8 protein-coding genes and 1 pseudogene are annotated in these 9795 nt (G+C 70.6%); 3 read left to right on the top strand and 6 right to left on the bottom strand.

Features of this window, described 5'->3' with window-relative positions; all coding sequences use genetic code 11:
• From ACFFCN_RS07495 to rpoZ, 4 genes and pseudogenes are all read right to left on the bottom strand, one after another.
• Nucleotides 1-513 (bottom strand): annotated as a pseudogene (locus ACFFCN_RS07495) (primosome assembly protein PriA); the annotation flags it as partial.
• 139 nt (nucleotides 514-652) lie between these two features.
• Nucleotides 653-1846: a methionine adenosyltransferase gene (gene metK, locus ACFFCN_RS07490; protein ID WP_375490520.1), complete on the bottom strand. Its 1194-nt coding sequence runs from the start codon at nucleotides 1844-1846 to the stop codon at nucleotides 653-655.
• 42 nt (nucleotides 1847-1888) lie between these two features.
• On the bottom strand, nucleotides 1889-3103 hold the full coding sequence (gene coaBC, locus ACFFCN_RS07485) for a bifunctional phosphopantothenoylcysteine decarboxylase/phosphopantothenate--cysteine ligase CoaBC (protein ID WP_375490519.1): 1215 nt from the start codon (nucleotides 3101-3103) through the stop codon (nucleotides 1889-1891).
• Nucleotides 3104-3122: 19 nt separating this feature from the next.
• Nucleotides 3123-3410, bottom strand: coding sequence for a DNA-directed RNA polymerase subunit omega (gene rpoZ, locus ACFFCN_RS07480; RefSeq protein WP_375490518.1), 288 nt, complete (start codon nucleotides 3408-3410; stop codon nucleotides 3123-3125).
• A 201-nt stretch (nucleotides 3411-3611) separates the two neighbouring features.
• On the opposite strand from rpoZ, the gene ACFFCN_RS07475 reads away from it, so the two are divergent.
• Both ACFFCN_RS07475 and pntB read left to right on the top strand, forming a co-directional pair.
• On the top strand, nucleotides 3612-5153 hold the full coding sequence (locus ACFFCN_RS07475) for a Re/Si-specific NAD(P)(+) transhydrogenase subunit alpha (RefSeq protein ID WP_375490517.1): 1542 nt from the start codon (nucleotides 3612-3614) through the stop codon (nucleotides 5151-5153).
• On the top strand, nucleotides 5150-6556 hold the full coding sequence (pntB, locus tag ACFFCN_RS07470) for a Re/Si-specific NAD(P)(+) transhydrogenase subunit beta (RefSeq protein WP_375490516.1): 1407 nt from the start codon (nucleotides 5150-5152) through the stop codon (nucleotides 6554-6556). Before ACFFCN_RS07475 ends, pntB begins: the two co-directional genes overlap by 4 nt.
• 135 nt (nucleotides 6557-6691) lie before the next feature.
• On the opposite strand, the gene ACFFCN_RS07465 is transcribed toward pntB, so the two are convergent.
• Both ACFFCN_RS07465 and gmk read right to left on the bottom strand, forming a co-directional pair.
• The gene (locus tag ACFFCN_RS07465; protein WP_375490515.1) at nucleotides 6692-8077 is read right to left on the bottom strand and encodes a DUF1906 domain-containing protein; all 1386 of its coding nucleotides are present in this window, start codon (nucleotides 8075-8077) and stop codon (nucleotides 6692-6694) included.
• A 123-nt stretch (nucleotides 8078-8200) separates the two neighbouring features.
• The gene (gene gmk / locus ACFFCN_RS07460) at nucleotides 8201-8749 is read right to left on the bottom strand and encodes a guanylate kinase (RefSeq protein ID WP_375490514.1); all 549 of its coding nucleotides are present in this window, start codon (nucleotides 8747-8749) and stop codon (nucleotides 8201-8203) included.
• Between the two features lie 42 nt (nucleotides 8750-8791).
• On the opposite strand from gmk, the gene ACFFCN_RS07455 reads away from it, so the two are divergent.
• The gene (locus ACFFCN_RS07455; protein WP_375490513.1) at nucleotides 8792-9736 is read left to right on the top strand and encodes an aldo/keto reductase; all 945 of its coding nucleotides are present in this window, start codon (nucleotides 8792-8794) and stop codon (nucleotides 9734-9736) included.
• Nucleotides 9737-9795: the final 59 nt, after the last annotated feature.

Below are 9795 nucleotides of genomic sequence, written 5' to 3'. Positions count from 1 at the left end.
GTGCTGTTCGCCCGCCACCGCAGCCCGGAACGCCGCACCCGCGCGGTAGCGGGCGAACAGCACGTCCGCGGTGTCCGCGGGCAGCTCCGCCGCGGGGCCGGGCTCGGTTTTCGGGGCGGACTCGGCGGCGGCGTGCCGGGCCGGCACACCGAGCCGAACGACGTCGACGAAGTTGCCGGCCCACCGGTCGGCCACGGCGCGGAACAGCGCGCTGGTCTCGGCGCTGAGCATCGGCACCGCGCCGACGGCTCGCTCGACGAACGCGAGCTTGCCGTCGTGCTCGCTCGCCGCGCGCCGCTCGAGCACGTACGCGTCGACGAGTCGGCCGGCGAAGCGCACCCGCACCCGCGAGCCGGCCGCGACCTCGGCATCGAGCGCGGTCGGCACCAGGTAGTCGAACGGCCGGTCCAGGTGCGGCAACGGCACGTCGACCATCAACCGCGCAACCGGATCGACAGCAGCCGCCACCCGCCCCGCCTTCGGCGGCGCCGAAGAACGTCGGGTGGCGGTCACCAAGCCTGCTTACCAGCGGCGAGCGACAGTTCGCGCCTCTGCATCTCGAATGTGCTGGCCGACGCTGCACGCCGTGCGCGACGACACGCCGCGAACGACCTGCCCGCGGCGCACGAACACGCGGGCGCTGCGCGCGCCGCTAGCCGTTGGCGATCTTCGCCAGCTCGTCGGCCTTGTCGGTGCGCTCCCAGGTGAAGTCCGGCAACTCGCGGCCGAAGTGGCCGTACGCCGCCGTCTGCACGTAGATCGGCCGCTTGAGGTCGAGGTCGCGGATGATCGCCGCCGGCCGCAGGTCGAAGACCTGGGTGACGGCGTCGGCGATCCGGTCCGGCGCGACGGTCTCGGTGCCGAACGTCTCGATGAACAGACCCACCGGCTCGGCCTTGCCGATCGCGTACGCGACCTGCACCTCGCAGCGCGACGCGAGCTTCGCGGCGACGACGTTCTTCGCCACCCAGCGCATCGCGTAGGCCGCCGAGCGGTCGACCTTCGACGGGTCCTTGCCGGAGAACGCGCCGCCGCCGTGCCGGGCCATGCCGCCGTAGGTGTCGACGATGATCTTGCGGCCGGTGAGGCCGGCGTCGCCCATCGGGCCGCCGATGACGAAGCGGCCGGTCGGGTTGACCAACAGCCGGTAGTCCGACGTTTCGATGTCCAGCGCGTCGACGACGGGCTTGACGACGTGCTCCTCGATGTCGGGCTTCAGCAGCGTGTCGAGGTCGATGTCGTCGGCGTGCTGGCTGGAGACGACCACGGTGTCGAGCCGGGTGGCCTTGCCGTCGATGTATTCGATGGTGACCTGCGTCTTGCCGTCCGGGCGCAGGTACGGCACGGTGCCGTTCTTGCGGACCTCGGTGAGCCGCTCGGCCAGGCGGTGGGCGAGCCAGATCGGCAGCGGCATGAGCTCGGGCGTCTCGTCGCTGGCGTAGCCGAACATCAGGCCCTGGTCACCGGCGCCCTGCGACGCGATCGCGTCCTCGCTGGATTCCACGCGCTTCTCGTAGGCGGTGTCGACGCCCTGCGCGATGTCCGCGGACTGCGCGCCGAGCGACACGCTGACACCGCAGGACTCGCCGTCGAAGCCCTTGCGCGACGAGTCGTAGCCGATCTCGAGGATCCGCTCGCGCACGAGTTTCGGGATGTCGGCGTACGCGGACGTCGTGACCTCGCCGGCCACGTGCACCTGGCCGGTCATGATCAGCGTCTCGACGGCCACCCGGCTCGCCGGGTCCTCGGCCAGCAGGGCGTCGAGGATGGAGTCACTGATCTGGTCGGCGATCTTGTCCGGATGCCCTTCGGTGACGGACTCGGACGTGAACAGGCGACGGGCCACAAGAACTCCTGCGAGGTTGGTCGGTGATTTTCGCGACGAAGTCTATCGGCGCGCTTGAAGGCGCTGCGCAACGACGTCGAGCAGTGCGGCCGCGAGCACATGCTTGGGGCCGAGGTCGACGACGCGTTCGTGGCCGGCCGCGTCCAGGATCACGCCGGCGTTGTCGCGCTGGCCGAACGCCTTGCCGGGCCCGACGGCATTGACGACGAGCACGTCGCAACCCTTGCGGGCGAGCTTGGCGCGGCCGTGCTCGAGCACCGACGCGGTGTCGTCGCCCGTCTCGGCCGCAAACCCCACGAGCACGGCGTCCCCGGCCCGTTCGGCGACGAGTTCGGCCAGCACGTCCGGGTTCTCGTCCAGCTCGATGGCCGCGGGCGGGACATCCGACTTCTTGATCTTGTATTCGGCCGCGGTGGACGGGCGGAAGTCGGCCACTGCGGCGGCCATGACCACGACGTCCGCGGTCGCGGCGTGCTTGCGCACGGCGTCGCGCAGCTCCAGCGCGGTGCCCACGCGCACGACGTCGGTGGCGGCCGGGTCCGGCAGCTCGACGTTCGCCGCTACCAGGGTGACGTGCGCGCCGCGGGCCGCGGCGACGGCCGCGACCGCGTAGCCCTGCCGCCCGGACGACGCATTGCCCAGGAACCGCACCGGATCGAGCGGCTCGCGGGTGCCCCCCGCGCTGACGACGACGTGCCGGCCGGCGAGGTCGCACGGCAGGGCGTGGGGCACGGCAAGCAACAGCTGCGCGAACTCGGCGATCTCCGCGGGCTCGGGCAGCCGCCCCTTGCCGGTGTCGGTGCCCGTCAGCCGGCCGCTCGCGGGTTCGAGCACGACGCAGCCGCGCTCGCGCAGCGTGGCGACGTTGGCGACGGTGGCCGGGTGCTCCCACATCTCGGTGTGCATCGCCGGCGCGAACAGCACCGGGCACCGTGCGGTCAGCAGAGCGTTGGTGAGCAGGTCGTCGGCGAGCCCGTGCGCGGCGCGGGCCAGCAGATCGGCCGTGGCGGGGGCGACGACCACGAGCTGCGCCGCACGGCCGAGGCGCACATGCTCGACGTCGGCCGCGCCCGTCCAGACGTCCGACGCGACGGGGTGGTGGGAGAGCGCGGACCAGGTGGGGGCGCCGACGAACTGCAGCGCCGCCGCCGTCGGCACGACGGTGACGTCGTGCCCGGCCTCGGTGAGCTTGCGCAGCAGGTCGGCCGCCTTGTAGGCGGCGATCCCGCCACCGACGCCGAGGCAGATGCGGCTCACGCGGCCAGGATCCGGTGGATCAGGCTTCGGTGGGAGCCTCGGCCGGCGGGGCCGACGGCTTGAACTCGATGAGGTCGGTGTTGATCTCGCGCATGGCGATCGACAGCGGCTTCTCCTGCGGCGCGGTCTCGACCAGCGGACCGACGTACTCGAGCAGTCCCTCACCGAGCTGGCTGTAGTACGCGTTTATCTGACGCGCCCGCTTGGCGGCGATGATCACCAGCGCGTACTTGCTCTGCGCGCGCTCGAGCAGCTCGTCGATCGGCGGGTTCGTGATGCCTTCGGCGGTGACGACGGGTTCAGACACGGTGCAGCTCTCTGTGTGACGGCATTGCGGGGGCCTCCTGGCTGCCGAATACGGCTGCCGACCTTCCCAGCGCTCGAGTTTACCAGTGACAGGCCGCACACCGGCCGCGCGCGCGGCCCGCCGGTTGGCTAGATTGCGGCAAACCCTCGAGCACCGCTGCCTGCGCGCACCCGCCGCGGCGACGGTCGGAACGGAGCATGCGTGCGGATAGCAGTGCCCCGCGAGTCGATGCCGGGCGAGACCCGCGTCGCCGCGACGCCCAAGTCCGTCGAGCAGCTGATCAAGTTGGGCTACGACGTCACCGTCGAGTCCGGCGCAGGTGGGGCATCCAGCTTCACCGACGGCGCCTACACCGAGGCGGGCGCGACGATCACGCACGACGCCGCCGACATCTGGCGCGCCGACGTCGTGTTCAAGGTCAACGCGCCGGACGACGACGAGATCGAGCGCCTCGGTGACGGCACGATGCTCGTCGCGCTGCTCAGCCCCGCGCTGAAACCCGAGCTGGTCGACAAGCTCGCGTCCCGGCCGATCACCGCCCTGGCGATGGATGCGGTGCCGCGGATCTCGCGCGCACAGTCGCTGGACGTGCTCAGCTCGATGGCGAACATCGCGGGGTACCGCGCCGTCGTCGAGGCCGCGCACGTGTTCGGCCGATTCTTCACCGGACAGATCACCGCCGCTGGCAAGGTGCCGCCGGCCAAGGTGCTCGTCGCCGGTGCCGGCGTGGCCGGCCTCGCGGCCATCGGCGCGGCCAGCAGCATGGGCGCGATCGTGCTGGCGACCGACCCGCGGCCGGAGGTCGCGGACCAGGTCAAGTCGCTGGGCGGCGAGTACCTGTCCGTCGAGGACGACACCGCCGAGGTCAGCTCCACCGGCTACGCCAAGGAGATGTCGGCCGACTACGCCGAACGCGCCGCCGCGCTCTACAGCGCGCAGGCGAAGGACGTCGACATCATCGTCACGACCGCGCTCATCCCCGGCAGGCCCGCGCCCAAGCTGATCACCGAGGCCGACGTCGCCAGCATGGCGCCGGGCTCGGTGATCGTCGACATGGCCGCGGCCCAGGGCGGCAATGTCGCGGGTTCGCGCCCGGGCGAGGAGGTCGTCACCGACAACGGCGTCACGATCATCGGCTACACAGACCTCGCGGGCCGGTTGCCGACGCAGGCCTCGCAGCTGTACTCGACGAACCTCGTCAATCTGATGAAGCTGCTGACGCCGGAGAAGGACGGGCAGGTCGTCCTGGACTTCGACGACGTCGTGCAGCGCTCGATGACGGTGGTGCGCGACGGCGAGAAGACCTGGCCGCCGCCGCCGGTGAGCGTGTCGGCCGCACCCGCGGCGAAGACCGCGTCGGCGCCTGCCGACCAGCCCGCACAGTCGGTCAAGAAGGGCCTCACCCCGCAACGCAAGTACGCAACCGTTGCCGTCGGCGTGGTGCTGCTGTTCCTGCTCACCGCGTTCGCGCCCAGCCAGCTGATCACCAACTTCACGGTGTTCGTGCTGGCGATCGTCATCGGCTACTACGTGATCGGCAAGGTGCACCACGCGCTGCACACCCCGTTGATGTCGATCACCAACGCCATTTCCGGGATCATCGTCGTCGGCGCGTTGCTGCAGATCGGCCAGCACGGAACCGTCATCCGGGCGCTGTCGTTCGTCGCGATCCTGCTCGCCAGCATCAACATCTTCGGCGGGTTCGCGGTGACCCGCCGCATGCTCGGGATGTTCAGCAAATGAGCGCCGAGACGATCGCGAAGGCGGCGTACATCGTCGCCGCGCTGTTGTTCATCCTGTCGCTCGCCGGGCTGTCAAAGCACGAGACCTCCAAACAGGGCATCGTTTTCGGCATCGCCGGCATGGCCATCGCGCTGGCGGCGACGATCGGCTACGCGACCCGTGATGTGGCGGCCGTCGCCGTCGTGCTGCTCGTCATCGCTGTCATCATCGGTGCGGGCATCGGGCTGTGGCGCGCGCGGGTCGTCGAGATGACCGGCATGCCGGAGCTGATCGCGTTGCTGCACAGCTTCGTCGGCCTCGCTGCGGTGCTCGTCGGCTGGGACGGCTACTACGCCGTGGAGGCGAAGGGCGGCGCGCAGGTCGAGGTCGCGCAGAACCTGCTGCGCATCCACCACGCCGAGGTGTTCATCGGCGTGTTCATCGGCGCGGTGACGTTCACCGGCTCGATCGTGGCGTTCCTCAAGTTGTCGGCGCGCATCAAGTCGGCGCCGCTGATGCTGCCCGGCAAGAACGCGCTCAACCTGGGTGCGCTCGCGGCGTTCGTGGCGCTGACGGTGGTGTTCGTCATCCACCCGTCGCTCGGCCTGCTCGTCGCGGTGACGGCGGTCGCGCTGGCGCTCGGCTGGCACCTGGTGGCGTCGATCGGCGGCGGCGACATGCCCGTCGTCGTGTCGATGCTCAACAGCTACTCGGGATGGGCGGCCGCGGCGTCGGGCTTCCTGCTGAACAACAACCTGCTGATCGTCACCGGCGCGCTCGTCGGCTCGTCCGGCGCGTACCTGTCCTACATCATGTGCCAGGCGATGAACCGCTCGTTCATCTCGGTGATCGCGGGCGGGTTCGGCATCGAGGCCAAGACGGGCGACGAGACCGACTACGGCGAGCACCGCGAGATCAACGCCGAGGACACCGCCGACCTGCTGCGCGAGGCCTCGTCGGTGATCATCACGCCGGGGTACGGCATGGCCGTCGCGCAGGCGCAGTACCCGGTGGCGGACCTGACCAGGAAGCTGCGCGAGCGTGGCGTCGACGTGCGGTTCGGCATCCACCCGGTGGCCGGCCGGTTGCCGGGGCACATGAACGTGCTGCTGGCCGAGGCCAAGGTCCCCTACGACATCGTGCTCGAGATGGACGAGATCAACGATGACTTCCCGGAGACGTCCGTCGTGCTCGTCATCGGCGCCAACGACACCGTGAATCCCGCGGCCACCGACGAGCCGGGCAGCCCCATTGCCGGCATGCCGGTGCTGCACGTCTGGGAGGCGGAGAACGTGATCGTGTTCAAGCGCTCGATGGCCGCGGGTTACGCCGGCGTGCAGAACCCGCTGTTCTTCCGGGACAACAGCCAGATGCTCTTCGGCGACGCCAAGGCCCGGGTGGAGGACATCCTGCGCGCCCTCTGAGCGCAGTCGGCGCCCGGCGGGCCGGCCGCCTCGCTCTTGGCCGGTCGGAGCGTGGCGACGCTGCGGGGCGACACGCCGCACGAACTCCCGCACTGTCGCCACACGACGACCGGCGCGACGCCGCCCGCCGAAAAGCTACTGCGCGAGGCGCCAGGTGCGGCCACCGTTGTGGGAGCGGTACAGCTTCGGCAGCGGCGAGCCCAGCTTGCCGCTTGACGAGCCGCCGGCCTCGACCACGGCGACCCCGTCCCGCATGCCGGTGAACCGCACCGACTCCGGCAGGCCGGGTAGGCCGTGCACCGCGAACCGCGTCGTGCCGGTCGGCGACCACACCTGCGCGTGGCGGGCGTCCGGGTCGACGACCAGCACCCGCGAGCCGGGCAGCGTAGCCGTCGGCGCGATCACGCCCGGGTTGCGGGTGCCGTGCAGCGGGAGCGTTGCCCGGCGGGCGAAGTGCGCGTTGTCGGTGGTCGTGTAGAGCGCCTCGCCGGACGGCTCGGTCACCGGGACCACCAGGGCGGTGGCGGACAGCGGCGCGGCCCGGCCCACCGTCGGTGCGGCGGTACTCGCGCCGGTCGTCGGCAGGTGCAGCAGCCGCGCGGCGCGCGCACTGCCGGCCTGCCACTGCATGCCGTGCCAGCTCACCGGCCGCTGCGCGGTCGCGAGCTCGGCCGTGGCGGCGCGGGTCGAGGCCGAGCTCGCGGTGCGCGAGCACGCCTGCGTCGTGCTGAGCCGGCTCGCGTTGCCGTACACCGCGGCGTCGGAGCAGCGGCTGTCGATGTTCAGCGTCACGCCGTTGTAGGTCGCGTTGTGCCCACCCTGGTACTGCTTGTGCCGTTGCTGGTGGGTCCAGTGCCCGCTGCTCACGCAGCTGACGTCGCCGGTGGACGGCTTGCCGTCCCAGTCCGCGGCGTCGATGAAGTCCGGCTTGTGCGTGATGACCGCGAAGTCGTCGAGGTGCCCGGCACACGACGAGGAGTAGACGCCGGCCACCTGCGCGGGCGCGACGTGCAACTGCGCGTCCCAGCCGTCGACGAATGCCTTCGCCGCAGCGCGGCAGGTCGCCGAGTCGCTCGACGGCGCCTCGAGGTCGTAGTCGATCGGTACGTCCGTCGCCGTGGAGAGCGTGCGCCACGCGTTATAAGCCGCTTTGGCCTGGGCGACGCCCTGGCTGCGCGCGGTCGTCGTGTTGGTACTGAAGTACGCCGCCTGCCCCGCCGTGCACGGGTTCTGCGGGCCGACCCAGAGCGGCAGCAGATCCCAGCCCATCTTGACCATGTCGCTGACCCAGGTCTTGGTCAGCTGCGGCTGCGAGCACCCGCGGTCCGACCCGCCGATGTAGATGCCCCAGTACGAGTACGGCGTGTTGCGCCAGAAGGCGCTCATCTGCGACTCGGTCGGCGCGGTGCACGAGTCGGCGCCGTACCCGGTGAGCTTGACCGTGCTCGCGGCATGCGCCCGCACAGCCGGTCCGGTGCTCACCACCGGCGCAGCGATGAGGGCGCCGGCAAGAACGACCACGCTGAGCAACCGAACGGCGGCGCGAATTGGTACGCGTGTTACCACGAGTGAAAGTTAGCTGCTTATGTGCGGTTTGTCCCGGCGGATCTGATTACCTTGAGTGAACAAAATGGCAACCGTGCGTCAGCTGAGCACCAGCGCGGCGACCTGCGCCGCGGCGTCGTCGATGTCGCTGTTGACGACCCGGTGGTCGAATTCGTCGGCGGCGGCCATCTCGATCTCGGCACGTTCGAGGCGACGACGCACCTGGTCGTCGGACTCGGTCGCGCGGCCGGACAGCCGCTGCACGAGCTCGGGCACCGACGGTGGCTCGAGGAACACGAAGCGGGCGTCGGGCATCGTCGTGCGGACCTGCCGCGCGCCGTCGAGCTCGATCTCCAGCAGCGTCGGCTTGCCGGCGGCCAGGTGCTCGTGCACCGGCTCGCGTGGTGTGCCGTACCGGTTGCCGGCGAACTGCGCGTGCTCGAGCAGCTCGTCGTCGGCGATCATCTGCTCGAACGTCGGGTGGTCGACGAAGCGGTACTCGACGCCGTCCCGCTCCCCCGGCCGCGGTGCGCGGGTGGTCGCCGACACCGACACCCAGATCTGCGGCACCAATTCACGCAGCCGGGCGACGACAGTCCCCTTGCCCACCCCCGACGGCCCGGAGAGCACGGTCAGTCGGGCGGGCACGCGGCCAACCTATCGGCCGCCGCGCGTGGGTACGGTCGACACATGGACTTTCGTCGTCTCGGCAATAGTGGGCTGGTCGTCTCCGTCGTCGGCCTGGGCACCAACAACCTCGGCATGAAGCTGGACATGGACGCGAGCCGCGCCGTCGTGCATGCGGCCCTGGACGAGGGCATCACGCTGTTCGACACGGCCGATGCGTACGGGCAGTCCGAGGAGCGTCTCGGTGAGCTGCTGCAGGGGCACCGCGACGACGTCGTGCTCGCCACCAAGTTCGGCAGCGACGTGCGCAGCCGCGGCAACGACAACGGCGAGGACTGGGGTGCGCGCGGTTCGCGGCGCTACATCCGCCGCGCCGTCGAGTCGTCGTTACGCAAGCTGCGCACCGACTGGATCGACCTCTACCAGATGCACCGCCCCGACCCGCAGACGCCGATCGACGAGACGCTCGCCGCGCTCGACGACCTCGTACACGAGGGCAAAGTGCGATACGTCGGCTCGTCGAACTTCACCGGCTGGCAGCTGGCGGACGCGCAGTGGACGGCCCGCACCCGCGGTTACGAGCGGTTCGTGAGCGCGCAGAACGAGTACAGCTGGCTGCAGCGCGGCATCGAGGCCGACGTCGTGCCGGCGCTCGAGGAGTACGGCATCGGGCTGCTGCCCTACTTCCCGCTCGCCAGCGGCCTGCTGTCCGGCAAGTACCGCCGCGGCGAGGCCGCGAGCGAGGGCAGCCGGATCAAGGACTGGGGCATGGAGGACACGCTCACCGATGCCGCGTTCGACGTCGTCGAGGCGCTGCAGTCGTTCGCCAAGCAGCGCGACGTCGAGATCCTGGACGTCGCGATCGGCGGCCTGGCGGCGCAGCCTGCGGTGTCCTCGGTGATCGCGGGCGCGACGTCGCCGGAGCAGATCCGCCGTAACGTCGCAGCCGGCAACTGGCAGCCGAGCCCCGCCGACCTCGTCGAACTGGACGACATCACCAACAGCTGAGCCACCCTCGGTGATCAACAGCAGGTAATGCGCACCCCAGCGACCCAATGCTGCTGTTG

The organism is uncultured Jatrophihabitans sp., assembly GCF_964246335.1.
Lineage (GTDB): Bacteria > Actinomycetota > Actinomycetes > Mycobacteriales > Jatrophihabitantaceae > Jatrophihabitans.
This window is presented reverse-complemented; position numbering and strand designations above follow the sequence as displayed.